Annotated in this window: 27 protein-coding genes; 10 read left to right on the forward strand and 17 right to left on the reverse strand. The window is 71.6% G+C overall.

Annotated features, from left to right (window positions below; translation table 11 throughout):
* Nucleotides 1-108 precede the first annotated feature (108 nt).
* Complete coding sequence (locus ABZ342_RS37910; protein ID WP_360483667.1) at nucleotides 109-783, reverse strand: DUF2461 domain-containing protein; 675 nt, start codon at nucleotides 781-783, stop codon at nucleotides 109-111.
* A gap of 64 nt (nucleotides 784-847) precedes the next feature.
* On the opposite strand from ABZ342_RS37910, the gene ABZ342_RS37915 reads away from it, so the two are divergent.
* Entirely contained in the window at nucleotides 848-1,240 is a 393-nt protein-coding gene (locus tag ABZ342_RS37915; protein WP_155542149.1) for a DUF1801 domain-containing protein, read from the forward strand.
* Nucleotides 1,241-1,289: 49 nt separating this feature from the next.
* Here ABZ342_RS37915 and ABZ342_RS37920 read toward each other — a convergent pair whose 3' ends face one another.
* Nucleotides 1,290-2,513 (reverse strand): glycoside hydrolase family 18 protein, encoded by a 1,224-nt coding sequence (locus tag ABZ342_RS37920; RefSeq protein ID WP_360483670.1) that lies wholly within the window; start codon nucleotides 2,511-2,513, stop codon nucleotides 1,290-1,292.
* A gap of 183 nt (nucleotides 2,514-2,696) precedes the next feature.
* On the opposite strand from ABZ342_RS37920, the gene ABZ342_RS37925 reads away from it, so the two are divergent.
* Nucleotides 2,697-3,005 carry a metalloregulator ArsR/SmtB family transcription factor gene (locus ABZ342_RS37925; RefSeq protein ID WP_196425426.1) on the forward strand — a complete coding sequence of 103 codons (309 nt, stop codon included), beginning with the start codon at nucleotides 2,697-2,699 and terminating at the stop codon, nucleotides 3,003-3,005.
* Between the two features lie 29 nt (nucleotides 3,006-3,034).
* Here the strand turns inward: ABZ342_RS37925 and ABZ342_RS37930 are convergent, their stop codons facing one another.
* Nucleotides 3,035-3,370 carry a helix-turn-helix domain-containing protein gene (locus ABZ342_RS37930; protein WP_360483673.1) on the reverse strand — a complete coding sequence of 112 codons (336 nt, stop codon included), beginning with the start codon at nucleotides 3,368-3,370 and terminating at the stop codon, nucleotides 3,035-3,037.
* 67 nt (nucleotides 3,371-3,437) lie between these two features.
* On the opposite strand from ABZ342_RS37930, the gene ABZ342_RS37935 reads away from it, so the two are divergent.
* Both ABZ342_RS37935 and ABZ342_RS37940 read left to right on the forward strand, forming a co-directional pair.
* Nucleotides 3,438-3,920 (forward strand): group II truncated hemoglobin, encoded by a 483-nt coding sequence (locus ABZ342_RS37935; RefSeq protein WP_360483676.1) that lies wholly within the window; start codon nucleotides 3,438-3,440, stop codon nucleotides 3,918-3,920.
* Nucleotides 3,921-3,954: 34 nt separating this feature from the next.
* Entirely contained in the window at nucleotides 3,955-5,391 is a 1,437-nt protein-coding gene (locus tag ABZ342_RS37940) for an aromatic amino acid ammonia-lyase (RefSeq protein ID WP_155542144.1), read from the forward strand.
* A gap of 48 nt (nucleotides 5,392-5,439) precedes the next feature.
* On the opposite strand, the gene ABZ342_RS37945 is transcribed toward ABZ342_RS37940, so the two are convergent.
* Nucleotides 5,440-6,465, reverse strand: coding sequence for a 6-phosphofructokinase (locus ABZ342_RS37945; RefSeq protein WP_155542143.1), 1,026 nt, complete (start codon nucleotides 6,463-6,465; stop codon nucleotides 5,440-5,442).
* A gap of 286 nt (nucleotides 6,466-6,751) precedes the next feature.
* Between ABZ342_RS37945 and ABZ342_RS37950 the strand changes: the two genes are divergently transcribed.
* A complete protein-coding gene (locus ABZ342_RS37950; protein WP_360483680.1) occupies nucleotides 6,752-7,831 on the forward strand; it encodes a 3-deoxy-7-phosphoheptulonate synthase in 1,080 nt (359 codons plus the stop codon).
* Between the two features lie 65 nt (nucleotides 7,832-7,896).
* On the opposite strand, the gene ABZ342_RS37955 is transcribed toward ABZ342_RS37950, so the two are convergent.
* Together ABZ342_RS37955 and ABZ342_RS37960 are read right to left on the reverse strand one after the other, a co-directional pair.
* The gene (locus tag ABZ342_RS37955) at nucleotides 7,897-8,310 is read right to left on the reverse strand and encodes a DUF2000 domain-containing protein (protein ID WP_360483683.1); all 414 of its coding nucleotides are present in this window, start codon (nucleotides 8,308-8,310) and stop codon (nucleotides 7,897-7,899) included.
* The gene (locus tag ABZ342_RS37960; RefSeq protein ID WP_360483686.1) at nucleotides 8,307-9,155 is read right to left on the reverse strand and encodes a DMT family transporter; all 849 of its coding nucleotides are present in this window, start codon (nucleotides 9,153-9,155) and stop codon (nucleotides 8,307-8,309) included. The genes ABZ342_RS37955 and ABZ342_RS37960 overlap by 4 nt, the downstream gene beginning before the upstream one ends.
* Before the next feature lie 109 nt (nucleotides 9,156-9,264).
* On the opposite strand from ABZ342_RS37960, the gene ABZ342_RS37965 reads away from it, so the two are divergent.
* On the forward strand, nucleotides 9,265-9,729 hold the full coding sequence (locus ABZ342_RS37965) for an Lrp/AsnC family transcriptional regulator (RefSeq protein ID WP_360483689.1): 465 nt from the start codon (nucleotides 9,265-9,267) through the stop codon (nucleotides 9,727-9,729).
* A gap of 3 nt (nucleotides 9,730-9,732) precedes the next feature.
* Here the strand turns inward: ABZ342_RS37965 and ABZ342_RS37970 are convergent, their stop codons facing one another.
* Entirely contained in the window at nucleotides 9,733-10,221 is a 489-nt protein-coding gene (locus ABZ342_RS37970) for a polyadenylate-specific 3'-exoribonuclease AS (RefSeq protein ID WP_155542138.1), read from the reverse strand.
* 17 nt (nucleotides 10,222-10,238) lie between these two features.
* Complete coding sequence (locus ABZ342_RS37975; RefSeq protein WP_155542137.1) at nucleotides 10,239-11,000, reverse strand: lysophospholipid acyltransferase family protein; 762 nt, start codon at nucleotides 10,998-11,000, stop codon at nucleotides 10,239-10,241.
* Nucleotides 11,001-11,209: 209 nt separating this feature from the next.
* On the opposite strand from ABZ342_RS37975, the gene ABZ342_RS37980 reads away from it, so the two are divergent.
* Genes ABZ342_RS37980 through ABZ342_RS37990 form a run of 3 tightly spaced genes read left to right on the forward strand, consistent with a single transcriptional unit; the run spans nucleotide 11,210 to nucleotide 13,705 of the window.
* Entirely contained in the window at nucleotides 11,210-11,977 is a 768-nt protein-coding gene (locus ABZ342_RS37980) for an alpha/beta fold hydrolase (protein ID WP_155542136.1), read from the forward strand.
* Complete coding sequence (locus ABZ342_RS37985; RefSeq protein ID WP_360483694.1) at nucleotides 11,974-12,555, forward strand: hypothetical protein; 582 nt, start codon at nucleotides 11,974-11,976, stop codon at nucleotides 12,553-12,555. The genes ABZ342_RS37980 and ABZ342_RS37985 overlap by 4 nt, the downstream gene beginning before the upstream one ends.
* Before the next feature lie 10 nt (nucleotides 12,556-12,565).
* Nucleotides 12,566-13,705 (forward strand): glutamate--cysteine ligase, encoded by a 1,140-nt coding sequence (locus ABZ342_RS37990; RefSeq protein ID WP_155542134.1) that lies wholly within the window; start codon nucleotides 12,566-12,568, stop codon nucleotides 13,703-13,705.
* On the opposite strand, the gene ABZ342_RS37995 is transcribed toward ABZ342_RS37990, so the two are convergent.
* The 7 genes from ABZ342_RS37995 to ABZ342_RS38025 form a co-directional block, all read right to left on the reverse strand.
* Complete coding sequence (locus ABZ342_RS37995; protein ID WP_360483697.1) at nucleotides 13,702-14,544, reverse strand: NUDIX domain-containing protein; 843 nt, start codon at nucleotides 14,542-14,544, stop codon at nucleotides 13,702-13,704. The genes ABZ342_RS37990 and ABZ342_RS37995 overlap by 4 nt on opposite strands.
* A gap of 284 nt (nucleotides 14,545-14,828) precedes the next feature.
* A complete protein-coding gene (locus tag ABZ342_RS38000) occupies nucleotides 14,829-15,767 on the reverse strand; it encodes an ROK family protein (RefSeq protein ID WP_360483715.1) in 939 nt (312 codons plus the stop codon).
* A 15-nt stretch (nucleotides 15,768-15,782) separates the two neighbouring features.
* Nucleotides 15,783-16,187, reverse strand: a complete 405-nt coding sequence (locus ABZ342_RS38005; protein WP_196425246.1) for a hypothetical protein — start codon at nucleotides 16,185-16,187, stop codon at nucleotides 15,783-15,785.
* A complete protein-coding gene (locus tag ABZ342_RS38010) occupies nucleotides 16,184-17,311 on the reverse strand; it encodes an ArsA family ATPase (protein WP_360483700.1) in 1,128 nt (375 codons plus the stop codon). Before ABZ342_RS38010 ends, ABZ342_RS38005 begins: the two co-directional genes overlap by 4 nt.
* 4 nt (nucleotides 17,312-17,315) lie before the next feature.
* Nucleotides 17,316-17,750, reverse strand: a complete 435-nt coding sequence (locus ABZ342_RS38015) for an SRPBCC family protein (RefSeq protein ID WP_086678751.1) — start codon at nucleotides 17,748-17,750, stop codon at nucleotides 17,316-17,318.
* A 27-nt stretch (nucleotides 17,751-17,777) separates the two neighbouring features.
* Nucleotides 17,778-18,572: a metallophosphoesterase gene (locus ABZ342_RS38020; RefSeq protein WP_155542131.1), complete on the reverse strand. Its 795-nt coding sequence runs from the start codon at nucleotides 18,570-18,572 to the stop codon at nucleotides 17,778-17,780.
* Nucleotides 18,573-18,584: 12 nt separating this feature from the next.
* A complete protein-coding gene (locus ABZ342_RS38025) occupies nucleotides 18,585-18,995 on the reverse strand; it encodes a polyketide cyclase / dehydrase and lipid transport (RefSeq protein ID WP_155542130.1) in 411 nt (136 codons plus the stop codon).
* Nucleotides 18,996-19,122: 127 nt separating this feature from the next.
* Here ABZ342_RS38025 and ABZ342_RS38030 point away from each other — a divergent pair, with 127 nt between their 5' ends.
* On the forward strand, nucleotides 19,123-20,919 hold the full coding sequence (locus ABZ342_RS38030; RefSeq protein WP_360483703.1) for a long-chain fatty acid--CoA ligase: 1,797 nt from the start codon (nucleotides 19,123-19,125) through the stop codon (nucleotides 20,917-20,919).
* Between the two features lie 54 nt (nucleotides 20,920-20,973).
* Here ABZ342_RS38030 and ABZ342_RS38035 read toward each other — a convergent pair whose 3' ends face one another.
* Nucleotides 20,974-22,335 (reverse strand): GH1 family beta-glucosidase, encoded by a 1,362-nt coding sequence (locus ABZ342_RS38035; RefSeq protein ID WP_360483706.1) that lies wholly within the window; start codon nucleotides 22,333-22,335, stop codon nucleotides 20,974-20,976.
* 16 nt (nucleotides 22,336-22,351) lie between these two features.
* Complete coding sequence (locus ABZ342_RS38040; RefSeq protein WP_360483718.1) at nucleotides 22,352-23,170, reverse strand: carbohydrate ABC transporter permease; 819 nt, start codon at nucleotides 23,168-23,170, stop codon at nucleotides 22,352-22,354.
* Between the last annotated feature and the right edge of the window lie 7 nt (nucleotides 23,171-23,177).

A 23,177-nucleotide genomic window follows, 5' to 3' on the forward strand; every position in this document is an offset into this window, starting at 1 on the left:
CCCGCGTTCGTCTGTACCGATCCCGAAAAGTTCAAGAAAACTGTTCAGAAACCTGCGGGTTCAGACTCTCTTCGGGGGTCCGGGTGGCGGAGACCCCCGCCGGATGTTTCAGGCACGCTGACGGCGCGGCTGCTCACTGGGTCCGACCCGGTCACGGGCCCACTCGTTGAACTCGCGCAGCTGCCGCCAGGCCTTCCGCACCCGTTCGAGGGCACCCCGTTCGTGCAGGACGTCGTCCGGCTCCCAGACCCGGACCGCGTACACCGAGCGGTAGCGCAGCAGGTCGAGCCGCGGGTGGTCGGCGTCGAACCCGCGGGGCTTGGACTTGAGCCGGTCGCCGCGGATCTCCCAGCCGGTCTTCTCGAGCTTCTGCAGGATCTTCCCGAGGGCCTCGCCGTGCAGCTCGGTGTCGACGGCCTGGCGGAACCGGGCGATCTGGTCGGAGGCCAGGTAGAAGCAGCCGCCGCCGGCGCGCAGGCCGGCCGGCCCGACCTCGACGTAGTAGGCGCCGCCGCCGCGGCCCTGCTCGATCACGCCGCCGCAGTGGGTCTTGTACGGCGTCTTGTCCTTGGCGAACCGGACGTCGCGGTAGGGGCGGAACACCTTGGGGTCGCCGAAGCCGTCGGAGAACTCCGGCGCCAGCTCCGCGAGCAGCGCCTCCATCGGGGCCCGGACGTCGGACTTGTAGGTCTCGACGTGGTCGTCCCAGTAGGGCTTCGAGTTGTCTTCCACGAGGCCGTCGTAGAAGTCGACGGCGTACTCGCCGAATCCGCTGAACGTCACGGGGTGGACCCTAATCCCGCGCACCGACAGGAATTGTCGGTCCCCCGGCGTAGCGTCCCGCCGCATGACGCACGAGGAGTACTTCGCGGCGCTCGCCGAACCTCGGCGGGGCGAGCTGCGGGCGTTGCACGCGTTGATCCGCGAGTCGGCGCCGGACCTGGCGCCGACGATGGAGTTCGGCCTGCCCGGCTACGGCCGCTACCACTACCGGTACGCGTCGGGCCGGGAAGGCGATGCGGCGACCGTGTCGCTGGCCGGTCGCAAGAACCACATCTCGCTGTACGTCTCGTGCCTGGCCGGCGACCGGTACCTGCCGGAGCTGTTCGCCGACCGGCTCACCGGGGCGTCGGTCGGGAAGAGCTGCGTCCGGTTCAAGCACCTGTCCGATGTGGACATCGGCGTGCTCGGGGAGCTGCTGCGGGCCGCGGCGGAGACGCCACCCGCCGGGGCGGTGTGAAACCCGGTGCGACCGGCACGCCGCGCGCGGCCGGTCACACCGGGAGCCCTTACCGGGCGACGGCGCCGATCAGCTCGCCGTCGGTGGTGTCACCCGAGAGTTCCCAGAACATCGCGCCGCCGAGCCCCTGCTGCTTGGCGTAGTCCACCTTGCCGCCGATGGTCGACGGGGTGTCGTAGCTCCACCAGTCGTTGCCGCACTTGGCGTACGCGGTGCCGGCGACGGTCCCGGTCGACGGGCACGACGTCTTGAGCACCTTGTAGTCCTCGATGCCCGGCTCGTACTTGGCCGGCGCCGCACCGGTCGCGGTGCCGCCCGGGGCGTCCTGGGTGACGCCGGTCCAGCCGCGGCCGTAGAAACCGATGCCCAGCAACAGCTTGCCCGCCGGGACGCCCTTGCCCTTGAGCTTCTGGATGGCGGCGTCGGAGTAGAAGCCGGCCGTCGGGATGCCGGCGTAGCTCGTGAGCGGCGAGTGCGGGGCGGTCGGGCCCTGCGCGGCGAACGCGCCGAAGTAGTCGTAGGTCATCACGTTGTACCAGTCGACGTACTGCGCGGCGCCCGCGTAGTCGGCCGCGTCGATCTTGCCGCCGTCGGTGCCGTCCGCGGTGATCGCCGAGGTGACGAGCTGCGAACCGAACTTGGCGCGCAGGGCGCCCATCAGGTTCTTGTACGCCGCCGCGCCGCTGCTGTCGCAGCTCAGGCCGCAGGCGTTGGGGTACTCCCAGTCGATGTCGATGCCGTCGAAGACCCCGGCCCAGCGCGGGTCGTTGACGAGGTTGTAGCAGGAGTCCGCGAACGCCGCGGGGTTCTGCGCGGCCTGCCCGAAGCCACCCGACCAGGTCCAGCCGCCGAACGACCAGATGACCTTCAGCCCGGGGTGCTTGGCCTTGAGCTTCTTGAGCTGGTTGAAGCTGCCGGCGACGGGCTGGTCCCAGGTGTCGGCGACGCCGTCGACGCTGCCCGCGGCGTCGTAGGTCTTCTGGTAGTCGGCGTAGGCGTCACCGATCGCGCAGCCGCCGTTCGTCACGTTGCCGAACGCGTAGTTGATGTGGGTCAGCTTGCTCGCCGACCCCGACGTCTCGATGTTCTTGACGTGGTAGTTGCGGTCGTAGACCCCCCACTCGGTGAAGTAGCCGACAACCTTGCCGACGGAAGCCTGGGTGGCTTCGGCGGCGGCGGTGGCCACCGGGGCGGTCGCGACCCCCGCGACCAGGCCCGCGGCGGCGGCCACGGTCAGCAGCGCCGAGAAGCTCTTCCTGCGGAAACGGGACATGCCTTCTCCCTCCGGAGAATTACTCACGGCCACGGTGCCGGAGTGGTGGGGACCACACCACCGTAAGTGGACTAGACCACTAGGTCAATGGTTCAGACCAAGAAGCCTTAGGCCGAGCGGCCCAGCGGCCCGGTCACGCATGCCTTGACAGGAATATGCCGCGCGGAGCACATTTCAGGGGTGATGCAGACGTTCGAGGTGCTGGCCGAGCCCCGCCGCCGCACGATCCTGGACCTGCTGCGCGACGGCGAGCGGTCGGTGGGCGAGCTGGTCGACGAGCTGGAGCTGAGCCAGCCCGCGGTGTCCAAGCACCTACGGGTGCTGCGGGAGGCCGGCCTCGTGACGGTCCGGGTGGCGGCCCAGCGAAGGTGCTACGCGCTGCGGCCGCAGCCACTGGCCGAAGTGGACGCCTGGCTGGCGCCGTACCGCCGGTTCTGGTCGGACCGCCTGGACGCGCTGGAACGCCGCCTGGACGAAACCGACCCGCGCTGACCGGCGCGCCCAGTGTGGCCTGGGGGTGCTTACGCCGGGGCCTCGAACGTGATGCCCGCGGCCGCCGCGCGGCGCTCGCCCCACTCGTACAGCGCCGTCAGCGCCGGGCGGAGCTCCTCCCCCACCTCCGTCAGGTGGTACTCGACGTGCGGCACCCGGCCGTCGAACTCGACGCGGCGGACGATCCCGTCCGCCGCCAGCTCGCGCAGCTGCTGGGTCAGCATCTTCTCGCTCACCCCCGGCATCCGGCGCCGCAGTTCGCCGTAGCGGTGCGCGCCCTCCTTCAGGTGCGCGAGGATCACCGGCTTCCACTTGCCGCCGATCAGGTCGACCGCCAGCTCCACCGCGCAGTGGTACCGCTTCATCCGCCCTCCCCACGAACCGGAAAGTACGTGGTTGCCCGACCGGGGCGACCACTGGTTGCCTGACCGGGTGATCGTGCCAGAAACCCCGCCGACGCCGACCCTCTACGACTGGGCCGGCGGCCACGAAGCCCTCGTGAAGCTGCTCGAGATCTTCTACGGCCACGTCCTGGAAGACCCGCTGCTCGAACCCGTCTTCCGCGGCATGGACCCCGACCACCCGAAGCACGTCGCGGTCTGGCTCGGCGAGGTCTTCGGCGGCCCGGCCGCCTACTCCGAGAACCACGGCGGCCACGCCCACATGGTCGGCCGCCACCTCGGCCGCGGCATCACCGAAGAGCAGCGCCGCCGGTGGGTGAACCTGCTGCTCGACGCCGCCGACGAGGCCGGCCTGCCCGCCGACCCCGAGTTCCGCGCCGCCTTCGCGGGCTACCTCGAGTGGGGCAGCCGCCTGGCCGTCCTCTTCTCCGCCCCCGGCGCCGAGCCGAACCCGCACGAACCGGTACCGCACTGGGACTGGCCGATGCCGCCCTGGCAACCACCCGCGTCCTAGCCGCATAGTGAGGGCAGCCGGGAAGGAGGCTGCCGTGATCCGGGTCGACGGCCGGACCCTGCGGTGCGCGGACGTGGTGACCGCGGCGCGCACCGGGGGCCCGCTGGGTATCGACGTCTCGATCGCCGCGCTGCGCGGCGCCGAGAACGCGTGGAAGCTCGCCGAGGACCTCAGCACCCGGCGGCGGGTCTACGGCCGGACGACCGGCGTCGGGGCCAACAAGGACGACACCGTCGAAAGCTCGCGGGAGCACGGCCTCCGCCTGCTGCGCAGCCACGCGGGCGGCAGCGGCGACCCGATGCCGCCCGGCCAGGTCCGCGCGATGATGCTGATCCGGCTCAACCAGCTGCTGGCCGGCCGGTCGGGGATCAGCCCCGAGCTGATCGGCGCGCTGGCCGACGCGGTCCGCGCCGGCGCGCTGCCGCTGGTGCACCGGCTGGGCGCGATCGGCACCGGCGACCTCGCGCCGCTGGCCGAGACGGCGCTCGCGCTCACCGGCGAACGCGCGTGGGTCGAGGGGCACGTGCCGCCGGTGCCGGTGCACGCCGGCGACGCGCTGGCGTTCATGAGCAGCAACGCCGCGACGCTCGCCGAGGCGACCCTCGCGACCATGCGGCTCGACGCGCTGACCCGGGCGAGCCACGCCGTCGCGGCGCTGACCTACGTCGCGCTCGACGGCAACCCGGAGGCGTACGCGACGCCGGTGCACGAAGCGCGGCCGCACGCGGGGCAGGTCGCGTGCGCGGCGGAGATGCGGCGCCTGCTCGGCATGCACCAGACGCCGAAGCCGGGCCGGCGGATCCAGGATCCCTTCGGGCTGCGGGCTTTTCCGCAGGTCCAGGGCCCCGCGCTCGACGCGATCCACTACCTGCGCGACGTGCTCGCCGTGGAGATCAACGCCAGCACCGAGAACCCGATGATCTCGACGGTCCACGGCGACGCCTACCACCACGCCCACTTCCACACGGCGTACGTGTCGACGGCGCTCGACCAGGCCCGGGCGACCGTGCACCAGGTGGCGGAGCTGTCGGTGGCCCGGCTCGGCGACCTGGTCGAGCCGGAGTTCACCGGGCTGCGGCCGTTCCTCGCGGCGGGCCCGGCGGGCAGTTCCGGCGTGATGATCCTGGAGTACGTCGCCCACGACGCGCTCACCGAGCTGCGGCAGGCGGCCCTGCCGGCGACGCTCGGCACGGCGGTCGTCTCCCGCGGCCTCGAGGACCACGCGAGCTTCTCGACGCAGGCAGCCCGCGCGGCGACGGCGGCGTGCGCGGCCTACCAGCAGGTGCTGGGCTGCGAGCTGGTCGCGGCGGTCCGCGCACTGCGGATGCGGGACGCCGACCTGGTCGATCTCCCGGTCCGGGACGCGTTCGAAGCGGCGTCGGCGGTCCTCGACGCGAGTGTCGACGACCGGCCGCTCACCGACGACATCGCCGCCGCGGCCGGCGTCCTGGACGCCCTCGCCCGGATCTGAACGCGCCGCGGGGCCGCCCCCGATGGGGACGGCCCCCGGCGGAAGTGCTCAGCCGAAGAAGACTTCGGCTTCCTGGTAGCGCTCGGCCGGGACGGTCTTCAGCTCGGCCGTCGCCTCGGACAGCTTGACGCGGACGATGTCCGTGCCCTTCAGCGCCACCATCACGCCGAAGTCGCCGTCGGCCACGGCGTCCACGGCGTGCAGGCCGAAGCGCGTCGCGAGGACGCGGTCGTACGCCGTCGGGGTGCCGCCGCGCTGGACGTGACCCAGGACCACGGCGCGGGACTCCTTGCCGGTGCGGTGGGCGATCTCGTCGGCCAGCCAGGTGCCGATGCCGCCGAGGCGGACGTGCCCGAAGGCGTCCTTCTCCCCGGTGAGCAGCCGCTCCTCGCCGCCCTCGGGCAGCGCGCCCTCGGCGACGACGATGATCGGCGCGAACTCCTTCTCGAAGCGGCTCTCGACGTACGAGACGACCTGGTCGACGTTGAAGTGCCGCTCCGGCACCAGGATCACGCTCGCGCCGCCGGCGAGGCCGGAGTGCAGCGCGATCCAGCCGGCGTGGCGGCCCATGACCTCGACGACCAGCGCGCGGTGGTGCGACTCGGCGGTGGTGTGCAGCCGGTCGATCGCCTCGGTCGCGATGGAGACCGCGGTGTCGAAGCCGAAGGTGTAGTCGGTGGCGCCCAGGTCGTTGTCGATCGTCTTGGGCACGCCCACGACGCCGACGCCGTCGTCGGTGAGCCGCTTCGCGACGCCGAGGGTGTCCTCGCCGCCGATCGCGACCAGCGCGTCGACGCCCTGGTCGGCCAGGACCTGCTTGATCTTCTCGACGCCACCCTCGACCTTGTACGGGTTGGTGCGCGAGGACCGCAGGATGGTGCCGCCGCGGGTGAGGATGTCTTCGACGTCGTTGAGGCCGAGCGGACGGCTGTCGCCGGTCAGCGGGCCGTTCCAGCCGTTGCGGAAGCCGACGAGGTCCCAGCCGTGGACCTCGATGCCCTTACGCACCACCGCGCGGATGACCGCGTTGAGCCCCGGGCAGTCGCCGCCGCCGGTCAGCACACCGACACGCATGAGAAGCCTCCGTCTGTTTTCTGGAGATGACAGTCACATTTCGTCGTCCGCCAGAGTAGCGGCTCACGTCTTGATCGGTGCAGCCCGTACCACCTGGAGAATCGGTCCGGCTCCGGCGTGTGCTAACTTGACGGCGTGCAGCGCTATTACTGGTTTACGAAGCCGGCCCCGGGTGGGCACGGCGGCGTGAACCTGCGCTGACCTCCACCCCCGAGCCGGATTTCGAACCGGCTCGGCGAGGGTCCCCCGCGCGGGTCGGTGTCCACCAGGAAGGAACACCCCCGCGATGACGCTCTCCGCCGGACCCGCCACCATCGGTGACCTCGACGCCGCGCGCACCACGTCGATCAGTCCGCTCATTTCGCCCGCGATGCTCCGGGAAGACCATCCCGTCGGCCCCGCCGTCGCCAAGGTCGTGAAACAGGGCCGCGCCGAAACGGTCGACATCCTCGACGGCCGGGACGACCGGCTGCTCGTGGTCGTCGGCCCGTGCTCGGTGCACGACCCCGAAGCCGCCCTCGACTACGCCCGCCGCCTCGCCGCGAAGGCCGAGGAACTGCGCGAAGACATCCACGTCGTGATGCGCGTGTACTTCGAGAAGCCGCGCACCACGCTGGGCTGGAAGGGCCTGATCAACGACCCGGACCTCGACGGCACGTTCGCCGTCAACAAGGGTCTGCGGATGGCGCGCAAGCTGCTGCTCGACGTCTCCGAGCTCGGCCTGCCGGTCGGGTGCGAGTTCCTCGACCCGATCACGCCGCAGTTCATCGCCGACATCGTGACGTGGGGCTCGATCGGCGCGCGGACCGCGGCGAGCCAGGTCCACCGCCAGCTGTGCAGCGCGCTGTCGATGCCGGTGGGCATCAAGAACTCGACCGAGGGCGACGTCCAGGTGGCGGTCGACGCGACCCGCGCGGCCGCGGCGAGCCACGTGTTCCCGGGCATCAACACCGACGGCCTGGCGGCGCTGCTGACGACGTCGGGCAACCCGGACTGCCACGTGATCCTGCGCGGCCACGCGGGCGGCCCCAACTACGACACCGCGACAGTCACCGAAACCCTGGCGCGGCTGGCGAAGGCGGGTCTGCCGGAGCGCGTGATCATCGACGCTTCCCACGGCAACAGCGGCAAGGACCACGTCCGCCAGGCCGCGGTGGTCGGCGAGCTGGCCGCCCGCATCGGCGGCGGTGAGCGCATCACCGGGCTGATGATGGAGAGCTTCCTGGCGGGCGGGCGGCAGGACCTCGACCTGGGCCACCCGGAGAAGCTGACGTACGGCCAGTCGATCACCGACGCGTGCATGGCGTGGGACGACACCGCACCGCTGCTGGACGAGCTGGCTTCGGCGGTGCGGGCGCGCCGCTGAGAGGTCCCCGGCCCGGGGGTCCCCCGGTTCTTACGTTACCGGGGACCCCCGACAGTTTCGGGCGGTCAGCGCAGCAACGGCAGCGACCCGACCAGCCGGTCGACGCTCTTGCGCGGGCCGTGCAGGGCGACGCCGGCACCGGCGAGGTCCGCGGTGGCCGTGGCCGCCAGCTTGGCCGTGTACTCCTCGTACGTGCGGCAGCTCTGGGCGAGCGCGCTGAAGGCGACGAAGAACAGCTCGTCGTCTTCGGCGGCCGCCCGGACGATGGCGGCGATCTCCGCGCGCGAGGCGGTCAGGATCGGCAGCGGCACGTGGATGATCCCGGCGTGCGTGACGCCGTCCGCGTCCTTGACGTCGGCTCCGACGAGCCCCTCGACCCGGTGCCCGAGGGTCACCGAGAGGACGCCCGCGGCGTTGGCCGCCAAGCCCGCGGGCAACTCGGCGCCGACCACGACGGCGCACTTGTGCTGCGCCTTCACTTCCGGCTCCCGAGGAAAACTCCGGCGAGCACCACGGCTCCACCCAGCAGCTGCCACGGCGTCACGCTCTCCCCCGCCAGCACCACCGCCCAGCCGAGCCCGGCCACCGGGACGACGTTGAGCAGGTTGACCGCGACGCTCGGCTCCAGCCCGCGCAGACCGTGGTTGTACAGCAGGAAAGCCGCCACCGAGCACACCACCGCGAGAAAACCGATCCGCAGCACCGTTCCGCCGGACGGGACGTTCCACCGGGAAGTCTCCGTCAGCGACAGCAGGACGAACCCGCCCGCGCCCGCGAGCGTCTGGTAGTACGTCACCACGATCGGCGACGCGCCCGAGCCCTCCCCGCGCGCGACCAGGTTGTAGGCCGCCCAAGCGACGCCGCCGGCGACCAGCAGCACGTCACCCCACAGGCGGTGGCCGCCGCCGGAGTGCTCCCGGACGACCAGCCAGACCCCGGCGAGCGCCACCAGCATGCCCACCAGCCGGACCGGGGAGAACGCGGCGCGGCCGGAAAGCGCCAGCGTGATGATCGGGTAGGCGGCGACGATCAGCGTCGCGTCGGACGCCGTCGCCAGGTCGACGCCCGCGTTCTCCAGCGCGAAGTACGCCGTGATCCCGAGCAGGCCGGCGCCGCCGATGGACAAGCGCTGCCGGGTGGACGGCCGGGGAAACCGGCGCGCCGCGACGCCGAGGACGAGCGCCGCGAGGACGAACCGCATCGCCCCGAGCGTCATCGGCGGGACCTCCGCCAGCGCCACCTTGGTGACCGCGAACGAGCTGCTCCAGATCAGCGCCGCGGCCAGCACCGCGGCCACCGAGAGGCCACGCGTTTCTGTGATCATGGCGCGAGACTAAGCAGCGAACGGGAAGCCCTCGACGAACGCCGTGCTAATTTCGGCGACACCGGCGAAACACCGAACTTCACGAGCCGGAGGGAGAACGGAGCGTCCCGTGGACGAACTGGATTCGGCGCTGCTGACCCTGCTGCAGGAAGACGCCAAGCAGACCAACAAGGAGCTCGCCCGCAAGCTGCACATCGCGCAGTCGACGTGCCTCGAACGGGTGCGGGAGCTGACCCGGCGCGGGATCGTGCGCGGGCACCACGTCGACGTCGACCTGAAGAAGATCGGCCGGCCCGTGCAGGCGATGGTGGCGGTGCGGCTGCGCCCGCCCGACCGTGCGGTGATCGAGTCGTTCCGCGCCTTCGTGGCGGGGCTGCCCGAGGTGCTGTCGGTGTTCGTGATGTCCGGCAGCGACGACTTCCTGCTGCACATCGCGGTCGCCGACAACGACCACCTGAGCGGGTTCGTCCTCGACCGGCTGACCCAGCGCAAGGAGATCGTCGACGTGCGGACGTCGGTGATCTTCAACCACTTCCGCCGCACGGTCGTCACGCCGGTGGCGCCCGACGCGTGACCGTCAGCGGCGCCGGAAGTACTCCTCGATGATCTCCCAGCGCGCGAGGTTGTGCTTCGCGTCCGCGAGTGCGTCGTGCTGGTCGGTGGGGGCCGACGGCAGCTTCGGCTTGCCCGCGTCCTCCCACCGCTGGCGCAGGTCGCGGGTGAAGCGCGGCAGCTGCCTCGGCAGCGCTGGCATCGGGCCCCACAGCTGGGCGAGCGCGACGTGGTCGTACGCGGCGAACCACGCCCACAGCTCGATCCCGCCCGGCGGCTTGCCGAAGAACTCCAGCAGGTCGGCGCGGATCTTCTCGCGGCTGCGCCACGCGCGGTCGGCCGGCGACGGCAGCTTGTTCAGGACGTTGTCCCGGACCCACTGGCCGGCCTTCGCCGGGTCGAACTCGGTCGAGACCGCGTAGAACTCGCGGCCCCGTTCGTCAACGACACCGATGGACACCAGATCGATGGTCACGCCGTCTTCGATGAACTCGGTGTCGTAGAAGAAACGCACCGGTGAACCCTAGTGGGTCAGCCGACCTTGGATTCGGGCACCCGGGCCGCGTCCTTCGCGGACGGCTGGGCGGGCACCTCGGGCTTGACCCCGGCGGCCTCGGCGGCCAGCAGTTCCTTCGCCTTCGCCGCGTAGATGTCGACGTACTCCTGGCCGGAGAGCTCCATCAGCGCGTACATGATCTCGTCGGTGATCGACCGCTCGATGAAGCGGTCGCCCGCGAGACCCTCGTACCGCGAGAAGTCGAGGGGCTTGCCGAAGCGGACCTCGAGGCGGCGCGGCCACCACATCTTGGAGCCGATCGGGTTGACCTTGTCCGTGCCGATCATCGCCACCGGGACGACGACGCCGCCGGACTCCAGCGCGATCCGGGCGACGCCGGTCTTGCCCTTGTACAGACGGCCGTCCGGGGAGCGGGTGCCCTCGGGGTAGATGCCGAGCAGGTGTCCGGCCTTGACCAGGCGGGTCGCGGTGTCGAGGGCGGCCTGGGCGGCGTTGCCGCCGGAGCGGTCGATCGGGAACTGGCCGACGCCGGTGAAGAACCACTTCTTGAGCAGGCCCTTGAAGCCGGGCTCGGTGAAGTACTCGGACTTGGCCGGGAAGGTGACCTTGCGCTTGACCCGCAGCGGCATGAAGAACGAGTCCGCGACCGCCAGGTGGTTGCCGGCCAGGATCGCGCCACCGCTCTCCGGGATGTTCTCCGCGCCGACGACCTTGGTCGGCCACAGCGTCTTGAGCAGCGGTCCGATGAATACCCACTTCATGAGCCAGTACAGCACCGGTGCCTCAGTCCTCCATCGCAGCTCAGCCCCATCAACCCGCGCGAGACAGCCTACGAACCCCGGTGGCCGCCGCACAACGGAGACCACCCGGTTACCACGCGGGCGCGATCGATCTCACAGGGAATTCCGGGCCCGGGCGGAGCCCCACAAGGTCCGCGAGCCGTGAGAGCATGGGGGAATCCACCGCTCACACGGAAGGCGATCGCATGGGCGTGCTCGCCGGCGCGGAACCGTTCGCACACACCGGTTCGGCCGAGACCGGGTTCCTGCTCTGCCACGGGTTCACCGGTACCCCCGCGAGCATGCGGGCCTGGGGTGACCACCTGGCCGGGGCCGGGTTCACGGTGCGCTGCCCGCTGCTGCCGGGGCACGGCACCCGCTGGCCGGACCTCAACCGCACGACGTGGGAAGACTGGTACGGCGCCGTCCGCGAGGCGCTGCTCGCGCTGCTGTCGACGTGCAAGACCGTGTTCGTCGGCGGCCTCTCGATGGGCGGCACGCTCACCCTGCGCCTCGCCGAGGAGTTCGGTGACCGGATCGCCGGGATCGTCCTGGTCAACCCGTCGGTGACGCGGCTGAAGTGGGACACGAAGCTGCTGCCGGTGCTGGGCCGGATCGTGCCGTCGGTGCCGGCGATCGCGAACGACATCAAGAAGCCCGGCGAGACGGAGCTGGCCTACCCGCGCACCCCGGTGCGCGCCGCGGCGAGCCTGGCGAAGCTATGGGCGCTCGTGCGCGCGGACCTGGGCAAGGTGACGCAGCCGGTGCTGCTGCTGCACTCGGCGGTCGACCACGTCGTCGAGCCGGAGAACTCGCGGCTGGTGCTGGCGGGCGTCTCGAGCACCGACGTCACCGAGGTCGTGCTGGAGAACAGCTACCACGTCGCCACGCAGGACAACGACGCCGAACTCATTTTCACGCGTAGCGTCGAGTTCGCGAAGACGCACGCCGCACAGCCCGAGGAGACCGCATGAGCCGGGGGAAGGACGGACCGGAGGACGTCGACGCGACGTTCGCCGAGATCGTCGCCGACCTGCGGGCCGACGGGTTCGGGCTCCCCGAAAAAGACACCGTAGACACCGCGGACAAAGCCGACAAAGCCGACCGGGCTGACCGCGCCGACAGGGCTGACAAAGCCGACAAGACCGGCACCGCGGGGCCCGGCTTCGGGGTGGAGAGCGAGTCGCGCCGGAAGCCGGACCGGCCCGCCGAACCGCCGGTCGTGGACACCCCGCCGGAGCCCGGCTGGCGGTCCGGGGGCACGTCGTGGGACGCGACGATGTTCTCCGACGACCCGGCCGGCGACGACGAGCACTACGTCCCGCCGGAGCCGCCGCCACTGCCGCGGCCGAAGATGGGCGCGTTCCTCATCCTGCTGCTGTTCCTGGCCGGGCTGTTCCTGCTGATCCTGCCCGGCGCGATCGGCGTGGGCCCGACCGTGGCGACGCCGCTGGGCATCCTCGCGCTCGCGACGTCGATCGCGTTGCTGCTGCTGCGCGTGCGCCAGGGGCCGCCGCCCGGCGCCGATCCCAGCAACGGCGCCCAGGTCTGACACAGGCGCGATGAACATCGAGTTCAGCCCCTCGCGGCGATCGACCGTCGGCGCGGAATGGGAGCTCGGCCTGGTCGACCGGCGCAGCGGCGAGCTGTCCTCGGTCGCCGAGCGGATCCTCGAGGCCGTCCGCCCCGACGGGCGGGCCGAGCACCCGAAGATCAAGCAGGAGCTACTGCTCAACACCATCGAGATCATCACCGGGGTCTGCGACACGATCGCCGAGGTCAAGGCCGACCTGAACGAGTCGCTCGACGTCGTGCACGGCGTCGCCGACCCGCTCGGCGTCGAGATGTTCTCGGCCGGGACGCACCCGTTCTCGAACTGGTACCAGCAGAAGGTCACCGACAAGGAGCGGTACGCGAAGCTGATCGACCGGACCCAGTGGTGGGGACGCCAGATGCTGATCTACGGCGTGCACGTCCACGTCGGGGTCGACCACCGCGACAAGGTGCTGCCGATCCTCGACGGGCTGCTGAACTACGCGCCGCACCTGCAGGCGCTCTCGGCGTCGTCGCCGTACTGGGGCGCCGAGGACACCGGGTACGCGTCGAACCGGGCCCTGATGTTCCAGCAGCTGCCGACGGCCGGGCTGCCGTTCCAGTTCCGGAAGTGGGCCGAGCTGGAGAGCTACACCGAGGACATGTTCACCACCGGCGTGATCGACTCGTTCTCGGAGATCCGCTGGGACATCCGGCCGGCACCGCACCTGGGCACGATCGAGATGCGGGTCTGCGACGGGCTGCCGACGCTGGAGGAGGTCGGCGCGATCTCCGCGCTGACGCAGTGCCTGGTCGACGACTTCAGCGAGCGCCTGGACGACGGCGAGATCCTGCCGTCGCTGCCGCCGTGGCACGTCCAAGAGAACAAGTGGCGCGCGGCCCGCTACGGCACCGACGCGATCGTCATCCTGGACGCGGCCGGGCGCGAGCGGCTGGTCACCGACGACATCGCCGACCTGCTGGACCGGCTGGAGCCGGTGGCGCGGCGCCTGGACTGCGTCGCCGAGCTGCGCGACGTCGAGAAGATCCTGCGGTACGGGCCCAGCTACCGGCGGCAGCGCGCGGTCGCGCAGGCGCACAAGGGCAGCCTCAAGGCCGTGATGGCGTCGCTGGTCGCCGAGATGCGCGACGGGACGCTGAAGGGCTAGAGCTTGTCGAGCCGGGTGCGGAGCGTGCCGGGGCCGAGGATCGACGCGCCGAGGGCTTCGACGCGCCTTTTGAGCTCCCGATCGGCCGTCGCCACCAGGACCTTGGCTTTCTCCTGGGCGACGACTTCGACGATCTTCGAGTCGCCATCGGTGTCGGCCGGGACGACCTCGACGCCGGTCACGCCGGTGACGTGCTTGGCCTTGCCTTCGACGACCAGGACGATGCGCGGCCACCAGGTCACGGCGTCGTCATCGGGGTCGAGCACGCCGGCTTCGGCGAGTTTCGCGAGCTGGTCACGCAGGCGCTCGGCGGCGCCGTGCCGGTCCCGCCACCAGCCGTCCGGCCGCGAGCCGACGACGTTGGCGCCGTCGACGACCAAGACCAGCTCCTGCCCGACGCGGCCGCGCAGGTCCGGCCAGGCGGCCGCGAAGTCGCGGTGCAGCCGGTACTCGGGCACGTCATCGGGGTCCACCCAGCGCACCTCCGCACTTTCGGTGTTGGCGACCCGCGCCTCGGCCCCATCGGCCAGGGCGAGGACGGTGGTGTAGCTCCACTCCCCATGGTCCACCACGGACGCCGACACCGCGCGGAAGGCCGCGGCGGGGACGGAGGCTTCTTCGAACGCTTCGCGGGCGGCGGCGGTCACGGCGGTCTCGCCGGCTTCGATGGCCCCACCGGGCAGAGCCCAGGTGCGGCCGTGGTGCACCCACCAGGCCCGACGCTGCAGGAGAACCCCGCGCGCGGGGTCGGCGAGCAGCAGGCCGGCGGCGCCGTAGCGACCCCAGTGCAGGTGCCCGCAGGAACACCGGACGAAGACGCTCGCGGACGGGGCACTCACCAGCCCAGCCTGTCACAGGTAGACCGCAGATCACCTCTCAGAGAAAGCCGAGGCTCACCCCCGACGCCCGCGAGCGAAAAGCCGCGGGAAAAGGCCACGGCAGCAAACGGACCCAACACGAACGGGGCCCACACCCCCCCGCAACCCCGATCCGAAGCCAGAACACGGCCGGCGACGCCGGGTCAAGGCATCTTTCCCGCCTTGACGCGGTGCCGCCGGCCGTAGTCACAATCGGGCTTCGGGGTGGCGCGGAAGACCGCCGACGGGGCCGGCGCCGAACCGAGTCAGACCGGAGTCTTCGCCGCTTCCAACGCCAACGCCGCAGCACCGACGATCGCCGTGTCGTCACCCAGGTGCGCGGTCCGAATCCGAGCCAACGGCCGATGCCGAGCCCCGGTGATCGCGCCCGCGTAGTGCTCCCGAGCCTCGTCCAGAAACAGCGGAGCCGACTCCGACACTCCCCCACCGATCACGATGATCTCCGGATCGAACACATCCGCCACCAGCGCCAAACCCTCACCCAACCACTTGGCCAACTCCGCCATCGCCAATTGCGCGATCGGGTCGCCATCACGCGCCGCGCCGGCCACCCGGCGGCCGGTCACCGAACCCGGGTCCCCCGCCACCCGCGGGGCCAGCACCGTCGAGCGGCCCGGGTGGCGCGTCAGCAGCTCCACCGCCGTCGCCGCCAGTGCCGTTCCGCTGCAGTAGCGCTCCCAGCAGCCGTACTTGCCGCACGGGCACGGCCGCCCGCCGCGGACCACCGTCAGGTGGCCCAGCTCGGGCGCCACGCCGTACGCGCCGCGGAACAGCTTGCCGTCCAGGAGCAGCCCGGCGCCGATGCCGGTGCCGAGCGCCACCAGCGCCGCCACGTGGGCGCCGCGGGCCGCGCCGAACCGGTGCTCGCCCACCATCGCCGCGTTGACGTCGTGCTCCAGCAGCACCGGCAGGCCGACGCGCTTCTCGATCCGGTCCGCGACCGGTGCGCCGCGCCAGGCCAGGTGCGGCGCGAACATCACCGACCGGCGGTCGCGCGCCACGAACCCGGCCACGGCCAGGCCCACCCCGGCCACCTCGTGCCGGTTGCGCAGGCCCTCGATGACGCCGGCGATGGCGTCCTCGAGGGCGCCCTCCTCGCTCGGCGTCGCGACGCGTGCCGTGTCCAGCAGGGAGCCGCGCTCGTCCACCACGCCGGCCCGGACGCTCGTCCCGCCGACGTCCACCCCTATCGTCCGCACTCAGCTCTCCCACTCGTCGCGCCGGCGGACGGCGATGTGCTGCACCCGCACCGACACCGAAGCGTCCGCCGGCGGTCGCGGCGCGGGGCGGAACCCGGGCATGTGCACGCCCTCGTCCGGCTCCCAGCGGTCCGCGAGCACCGCTCGGAGCAACGCCACGAGCTGCGCCAGCTGTTCCAGGAGCCGCGCGGCGAACTCGGGACGCTCACCGCGCACCACCGCGACGATCGCACACAGCGGGCACCAGCCGCACCCCGAGCCGTCCGGTTTCGCCTGGTCAGGGTCCCCGTGGCCGGCGGCGACGACCCCTTCGAGCCACGGCGCCGCCTTCTCCACGACCATTTCGACGAGCAGGCGGATCTCCTCGGCCAGCCGCGGCCCGGCCGCCTCGTCCTCTTCGCTCACCCGCGTCCCCGGTTCCCGGCCAGGTTCACGACCAGGCCGTCGGCGTCGGATTCCGCGCCGGTGATCCGGCACGGCCGCAGCGACTCCGGCAGGGCGATGAGCCTGCGGAAGCCGTCCACGGTGATCGCCAGGTCGTCGTCGACGCGGGCGAGGTCGACCTCGGTGTCCCGCGCGAGCGGGATCGCGATGCGCAGCGTGTAGCCGTCCGGCGCCGGGCGGACCCGCAGCAGCGGCGTGACCGGGGTGCCGTCGCCGGCCAGCGGATCGCCGTCGCCGTAGAGCCCGGCGGCGATCTCCAGCAGCGCGGGCAGCCCGACCGGCTCGACGGCCCGGTGCTCGACGCGGGACACCGCCGTGAACCCGGCGGCGGACAGTTCGGCCAGCACGGCGTCCTGCTGCGCCCGCCGGGTGCGCAGCCAGGAGCCGGCGCCGCCGCGCCAGAACCCGGGCGCGGGCATCAGCCGGTTGGCGATCAGGCCGTCGACGGCGATCCCGCGCAGGGCCAGGGAGCTGAGCGTGCGCCGCGCTTCGGCGACGACGACCCGCTCCGGCGTCAGCACCAGCCGGACCGTGGTCACCGACGGCTCGGTGAGCAGTGCGCGCAGGGCGTCCAGGTGGACGCCGAGCCGGCGCACGGAGTCCGAGACGCGGCGGCCGAACACACGGGTCAGGTAGCCGGAGAAGGCTTCGGGCAGGGCGAGCAGCCGCAGCGTCTCGGCCGTCGGCCCGCAGTCGACGACGATGGTCTCCCACGGCCCGTCTTCGGCCAGCCGGCGGACTTCGGTGAGGGCGAGCAACTCGTCGACGCCGGGCAGCACCGTGAGTTCCTCGGCGTCCAAAGTGTCGAGACCCGCGCCGGACAGGACCGACTGCACCTCGGCCCGCAGCCGGTGCCAGGTGGTGTCGACCAGCGTCCGCGAGTCGATCTGGACGGCGGAGAGCAGAGCGTCCACTTCGGACGGTTCGGCCCCGAGGGTGTGCCCGAAGGCGTCGCCGAGCGAGTGAGCCGGGTCGGTGGACACGACGAGCGTCTTCCTGCCGCGAGCGGCCAGGGCGGCGCCGGTGGCCGCGGCCAGCGTCGTCTTCCCGACACCCCCCTTGCCGGTGAACAGCAGGATCCGCACGCGGCTACCCCTCGGCCCGCTTCTTGAGCTCCTTCAGCGCGGTGTCCATGACCATCTTCTCGGCCTTGCGGCGCAGCAGGCCGATCATCGGCAGCGCCAGCTCGACCGACAGCGTGTACGTCACGCGGGTGCGGCCGCCGAGGTCCTCCAGCGCGTACCGGCCGTTCTGCGCCTTCTGCATCTGGCCCTTGACCAGGTGCCAGCTGACGCCGAGGCCGTCACCGTCCCAGTCGTACTCGAGGGTGTAGACGTCCTTGATCGGGCCCGCGTCGAGGGTGAGCTTGACCTGCTTGGCGCGCCCGTCACCGTCGGTGTCGAGGACCTCGGTCTGCCGGACGGCCTTGGCCCATTCCGGGTACGCGGGGAAGTCGGCGATCACGGCCATCACCCGGCTGGGCTCGGCGTCGACCTCGATGGACTGTGTGGACTGCTCGGCCATGGGACGAAGCGTAGCCGCCGCGGTCGGTCACCAGCGCAGCACGTACGGCTGCCCGGTCTCCTTGAAGTGACCGACGTTACGGCACTCGGTCAGCCCGACCCGGGCGCGCGGGGCGAGCGGCTGGTGCACGTGCCCGAACACCGACCAGCGCGGCCGCTGGGCGTGGATGAGGTCGAGCAGGGCCGTCGAGCCGATTTCGGCGCGGCGCGCGACGACGTCGTAGGTCAGCTCCGGCAGCGCCGGCGGGCCGTGCGTGCAGAGGACGTCGACCTCGGTGAGCTGGGCCACACTCGCGTCGTAGTCTTCGCGAACGCGCAGGTAGGGACGCCAGGCGGCGCCCTTGCGAGGACGCGGCACGACGCCGTCGGGCAGCAGTGCGCCGCCGACGAACCCGAACCGCAGGCCGCCGATCTCGGCCACCTCCCCGTCGAGGACCCGGATGCCCTCGCCGGCGAACTCGGGCCACAGCGCCGGGGTGTCGACGTTGCCGGGGGTGGCGTAGGTGGGCGCGGTCATCGCCGCGAAGAGCGCCGCGTACTGGGTGCGGATGGCCTCGTCGACGGCGCCGGCCGGGTCGTCGAGGCTCGCCCAGAGCGTCCGTGAGTAGGCAACGGTTTCGTCACGGGTGCCCTCCCGGCGCAGGCGGGCGAACCCGGCCACCTTCTCCGCGCCGAACAGGGCGCCCATGATGCCCTTTTCGTGGTCGTGGTAGTCGACGAAGTCGACCAGGTCGCCGAGCACGACCAGAGCGTCGGCCCCGTCTCCCGCGCGCTTCAGCCCGTCGACGTTGCCGTGCACGTCCGAGACGACGTGTACCCGCACCCCTGGCCCCCTCTAGCTTTCGCCGCGTGGAGGAACGCCGGGCTCGCGCCCGTCCTCCAGGATCTCCTTGAGCCCGAGCGCGATCTCCTTCGCCGCGCGGGCCCGCCGGTCGAACTCCCGGCGCAGGTCGCGTGGCGCCAGTTCCCGGGGCGTCCCGGCCGCGTCAGCGGGCGTCGCCCGCAGGAAGTAGTGCAGCAGGGTGCCGTCGAGCACCGGCTCGAGCCAGACCTCCATCGTACCGACGAGCGCGCCCCGCACGGTCCAGCGCAGGCCCTTGTCGCCCCGGTCGGTGTAGACCTCGAGGACCAGGTCGGGCCAGTAGCGCCGCCAGGACGCCGGTGCGGCGAAGACCGCGGCCACGGTGGCCGGCGGAACGGCGAGGAACGTCTCGTCGACGATGTCGAGTGAGGGTGGCGCGTTCACGTGCGAAGAATGTCACGCCCTCGCCGTGCGACGGCGATCAGCATGGTCTTAAGGTGCTCACCACGCTAAGTTGACTGGCGGGTAACAGCGGTGTCGCCTGCCGCACGCGTTGAACACGGAGGTCCACGTGCGCGAATACAGCGCTCCCGCCGGCAAGCCGGTGGCCGACGACGAGAACATGTCCGATGTCGTCTGGGCGAACGCCGAGCGGTTCTCGGACGTGGTGAGCTTCCGCCGCCAGGTCGACGGAACCTGGCTGGACGTCACGGCCAAGGAGTTCGCCGGCCAGGTGCTGGCGGTGGCCAAGGGCATGGCCCAGGCCGGGATCGGCCGCGGCGACCGCGTCGCCATCATGTCGAAGACCCGCTACGAGTGGACGCTGATCGACTTCGCCATCTGGGCGGCGGGCGCGGTCACGGTGCCGATCTACGACACCTCCTCCCCCGAGCAGGTGTACTGGATCCTCTCCGACTCGGCCGCGAAGGGCGTTTTCGTCGAGACGAACGCCCACGCCGCGGCGGTCGAGGAGATCCGGGACCGGCTCACCGAGCTGGACCACACGTGGCAGATCGAAGGTGACTCCCCCGCCGTCGAAGAGCTGGCCGCGATGGGCGCGTCGCTGTCGGACGACGAGCTGCACGAGCGCCGCCGCGAGGTGAGCGCGGGCGAGCTCGCCACGATCGTCTACACGTCGGGCACCACCGGCCGCCCCAAGGGCGTCGAGCTGACCCACCGCAACCTACTGGCCGAGATCCGCGCCGACATCGAGGCGTTCCCGCAGCTCATGGAGCAGGGCAACTCGCTGCTGGTGTTCCTGCCGCTGGCGCACGTGCTGGCCCGCGCGATCGCCGTGACCGCGCTGTCCGCCCGCGTCACCCTCGGGCACACGCCGGACGTCAAGAACCTGGTCGCCGACCTGGGCACGTTCCGGCCGACGTTCGTCGTCGCCGTGCCGCGCGTGTTCGAGAAGGTCTACAACTCGGCGAAGCAGAAGGCCCACGGCGACGGCAAGGGCAAGATCTTCGACGCCGCCGAGGCCACCGCGGTCGCCTACAGCGAGGCGCAGGACAAGGGCGGCGCCGGGCTCGGGCTCAAGCTGAAGCACCTGGTCTTCGACAAGCTCGTCTACGGCAAGCTGCGCGCGGCCCTCGGCGGCCGGTGCGTCGCGGCGGTGTCGGGCGGCGCCCCGCTCGGCGCGCGGCTGGCCCACTTCTTCCGCGGCATCGGCGTCCCGGTGTTCGAGGGCTACGGCCTGACCGAGACGTCCGCGGCGGCGAACGTCAACACGCAGACGGCGTTCCGCGTCGGCACGGTCGGCAAGCCGGTCAACGGCACGTCGGTCCGCATCGCCGACGACGGCGAGGTCATGCTCAAGGGCGACGTCGTGTTCGGGGCGTACTACAACAACCCGCAGGCGACGGCCGAGTCCCTCACCGACGGCTGGTTCCACACCGGCGACCTGGGCGAGCTCGACTCCGACGGCTTCCTCAAGATCACCGGCCGCAAGAAGGAGATCATCGTCACGGCGGGTGGCAAGAACGTCGCCCCGTCCGGCCTCGAGGACACGATCAAGGCGGCCCCGCTGGTCAGCCAGGCCATGGTGGTCGGCGACCAGCGCCCGTTCATCGCGGCGCTGGTGACGGTGGACGAGGAGTACTTCCCGGCGTGGAAGTCCCAGCACAACAAGCCCGCCGACGCTTCGGTCGCGGACCTGGCCACCGACGCCGACCTCCTCGCGGAGATCCAGGTCGCGGTCGACGAGGCCAACCGGCAGGTGTCCAAGGCCGAGGCGATCAAGAAGTTCACGGTGCTGGCCAACGACTTCACCGAGGCGGGCGGGGAGATCACGCCGAGCCTCAAGCTGAAGCGCAACGTGGTGACGAAGAACTACGCGAACGACATCGAGAGCCTGTACAAGAAGTAGCGAACCGCCGTCGAGGCCACCCCGCGGACGTCCGCGGGGTGGCCTCGACGCGTTTCACCGGGCGCGTTCCGCCGCGATGTGGTCGCGGTACCAGCGGTAGCTCGCTCTCGGGGTGCGGGCCTGCGTCGCGTAGTCCACGTGGATCAGGCCGAACCGGTGCTTGTACCCGTGCGCCCACTCGAAGTTGTCCAGCAGGGACCAGCAGAAGTACCCCCGCAGGTCCACCCCCGCCGCCGCGGCCGTGCGTGCCGCCTCGATGTGCTCGCTCAGGAACGAAATGCGCTCGTAGTCGGCGAAATCGCTGCGGTCGGCGTACACGCAGCCGTTTTCCGTGACGTACATGGGCGGGAGCCCGGGATAGCGGTTGTGCAGGCCGACCAGGGCTTCGGTGAGCCCCTCCGGCTCCACCGGCCAGCCCATGCCCGTGCGCGGGACTTCCGGCAGGCGGGTCGTGTCCACGCCGATGTCGGCCACGGTCCGCAGCGCCGGGTCCGGCTCGCGGTGCGGGGCGTCCGCGACGTGCAGCCGGTAGTAGTAGTTGACGCCCAGGTAGTCCAGCGGGACGCCGATCGTCTCCAGGTCGCCGTCGTGGCGGAACGAGAAGTCCGAGACGCCGGCGAACATCGCCGCCAGTCCCGGCGCGTACCGGCCGCCGAACAGCGGGTCGGTGAACTGGCGCCGCAGCAACGTGTCCTGGCGGGCCGCCGCCGCGGCGTCCGCGGCCGAGTCCGACACCGGCACCGCCGGCGACTGGTTGAGCACGATCCCGAACCGGTGCTGCGGTGACGCCTGCGCACGCATCGCGCGCACCGCCAAGCCGTGGCCCAGCAGCAGGTGGTGGGCGGCGGCGAGCGCGCCGTGTCCCTCACGCGCTCCCGGTGCGTGCCGCCCTTCGCCGTACCCCGCGATGGCGCACGGGTACGGCTCGTTCAGCGTCGTCCAGTGGTCGACGACGTCGCCGAGCTCCTCGTGCACCAGCGCCGCGTATTCGGCGAAGCGCGACGCCGTGTCGCGCGAACGCCACCCGCCGGCGTCCTCCAGGGCCTGCGGCAGGTCCCAGTGGTACAGCGTGAGGAACGGCTCGATGTTCTTCTCCCGCAGCGCTTCCACCAGCCGCCGGTAGAAGTCGAGGCCCCGGCGTTCGGCGTGCCGGCCGTCCGGCTGGATCCGGGGCCACGAAACGGAAAAGCGGTAGGAGTCGACGCCGAGGTCGCCCAGCAGCGCGAGGTCGGCGCGCCAGCGGTGGTAGTGGTCCGCCGCCGGCTCGCCGGTGTCACCCCCGGCGACCGCGCCGGGGACCGCGGCGAAGGTGTCCCAGATGGACGGTCCACGGCCGTCGGCGGTCGTCGCACCCTCGATCTGGAACGCCGAGGTGGCTACGCCCCAGCGGAAGCCGGGCGGGAAGCTGGAAGTCACGATGAGCTCCGGGAGGTCAGCCCTTGAGCGCGCCCTGCATGATGCCGCCGACGATCTGGCGGCCGAACAGCAGGAACACGAGGAGGACGGGGACGGTGCCGATGGTGGCGGCGGTGAGCACGAGGGTGTAGTCGGTGGTGTAGCCGCTGGCCAGGCTGGAGAGCGCGGTCTGGACGGTCGGGTTCTCCGGGACCAGCACGACCAGCGGCCAGAAGAAGTCGTTCCACGCCTGCATGAACGTGAACAGGCCGAGCACCGCCGCGGCCGGGCGGGCGGCCGGCAGCGCGACGTGCCAGAACAGCCGCAGCGAGCCGCAGCCGTCCATCCGCCCGGCCTCCAGCAGTTCCAGCGGCAGGGCCCGCTCGAAGTACTGGCGCATGAAGAACACGCCGAACGCGGTGACCAGGCCGGGCACGATCACCGCCTGCAGCTGCCCGGCCCAGCCGAAGTCGGCCATCATCATGTACAGCGGCACGACGCCCAGCTCGGTCGGGATCGCCTGGGTGGCGACCACGAGCAGCAGCAGCACGGTCCGGCCGCGGAACTTCAGCTTGGCGAAGGCGAACCCGGCCAGCGTCGAGAACAGCACCACGGACACGGTGATCGTGCCCGCGACGATCATCGAGTTCCCGAGCGCCAGCGCGAAGTTCGACTCGTCGAAGACGCGGGCGATGTTCTCGAACAGGTGCCCGCCCGGCACCAGCACGGGCGGGACGCTGCCGACGGCTTCCGTCGTCTGCGACGAGACGACGAACGACCAGTACACGGGGAACGCCGAGCCGGCCAGGATCGCGATCAGCGCGGCGTAGGTCCACGGGCTCGCGACCCGGCGCACGAGGCGC

This window comes from Amycolatopsis sp. NPDC005961 (assembly GCF_040629235.1).
Taxonomy (GTDB): Bacteria; Actinomycetota; Actinomycetes; order Mycobacteriales; family Pseudonocardiaceae; genus Amycolatopsis; species Amycolatopsis camponoti.

Coding starts and splice junctions, on each gene's coding strand:
- ABZ342_RS37915 (WP_155542149.1), top strand. CDS start 848: ATGACGCACGAGGAGTACTTCGCGGCGCTCGCCGAACCTCGGCGGGGC.
- ABZ342_RS37945 (WP_155542143.1), bottom strand. CDS start 6,465: ATGCGTGTCGGTGTGCTGACCGGCGGCGGCGACTGCCCGGGGCTCAAC.
- ABZ342_RS37980 (WP_155542136.1), top strand. CDS start 11,210: ATGGGCGTGCTCGCCGGCGCGGAACCGTTCGCACACACCGGTTCGGCC.
- ABZ342_RS37920 (WP_360483670.1), bottom strand. CDS start 2,513: ATGTCCCGTTTCCGCAGGAAGAGCTTCTCGGCGCTGCTGACCGTGGCC.
- ABZ342_RS38015 (WP_086678751.1), bottom strand. CDS start 17,750: ATGGCCGAGCAGTCCACACAGTCCATCGAGGTCGACGCCGAGCCCAGC.
- ABZ342_RS37960 (WP_360483686.1), bottom strand. CDS start 9,155: ATGATCACAGAAACGCGTGGCCTCTCGGTGGCCGCGGTGCTGGCCGCG.
- ABZ342_RS37950 (WP_360483680.1), top strand. CDS start 6,752: ATGACGCTCTCCGCCGGACCCGCCACCATCGGTGACCTCGACGCCGCG.
- ABZ342_RS37990 (WP_155542134.1), top strand. CDS start 12,566: ATGAACATCGAGTTCAGCCCCTCGCGGCGATCGACCGTCGGCGCGGAA.
- ABZ342_RS37925 (WP_196425426.1), top strand. CDS start 2,697: ATGCAGACGTTCGAGGTGCTGGCCGAGCCCCGCCGCCGCACGATCCTG.
- ABZ342_RS37930 (WP_360483673.1), bottom strand. CDS start 3,370: ATGAAGCGGTACCACTGCGCGGTGGAGCTGGCGGTCGACCTGATCGGC.
- ABZ342_RS37985 (WP_360483694.1), top strand. CDS start 11,974: ATGAGCCGGGGGAAGGACGGACCGGAGGACGTCGACGCGACGTTCGCC.